This is a genomic window from Sphingomonas sp. 37zxx (assembly GCF_000786205.1).
Classification (GTDB): Bacteria; Pseudomonadota; Alphaproteobacteria; order Sphingomonadales; family Sphingomonadaceae; genus Sphingomonas.
Genome location: NZ_JROH01000131.1, coordinates 1 through 488, shown reverse-complemented (window position 1 = coordinate 488; position 488 = coordinate 1). Strand labels below are relative to the sequence as shown.

The following is a 488-nucleotide window of genomic DNA, read 5'->3' as shown; positions in this document are numbered from 1 at the left end:
CGCCAGCTATGCTGCGGGTTGCGCCAGTCGATCCCCTCGAGCAGGCAGGCCAGCTGGGAGGCTGTCAAAGAGATCATACCGTCGCTCGCCGAGGGCCAGATGAACCGCCCCCGCTCGAGCCGCTTGGCGTAGAGCGACATGCCGATGCCGTCGTGCCAGATGACCTTGATCAGCGAGCCGCCGCGGCCCCGGAACACGAACAGATCGCCGCCATGCGGATCGCGCTTGAGGCCCTGCTGGACCATCAGCGCCAGGCCCTGCATCCCCTTCCTCATGTCCGTGTGCCCCATCGCGATCCACACCCGTGCTCCTGGAGGGATCACCGCAGCGCCTTCAGGGCTGCGCCCACCAGCGCCGGCGAGGCTGAGGCGAAAATGCTCACCCTTCTGCCACGCGCCAGCTCGATGATCATCGTCGGACCGTGCTCCGCCGACCCGCCCTCGCGGTCATCGACAATCGTCGCCTCGGCGAAACCCAGATCGTGCGGG

The 488-nt window shown here is 67.6% G+C and carries 1 protein-coding gene; it reads right to left on the bottom strand.

All coding sequences use genetic code 11. The annotated features are described in order from the left end of the window. Positions 1-302, bottom strand: a 302-nt coding sequence (tnpB, locus tag QU44_RS17075; protein WP_033923611.1) for an IS66 family insertion sequence element accessory protein TnpB, incomplete at its 3' end; no start/stop codon positions are given. Positions 303-488 lie beyond the last annotated feature (186 nt).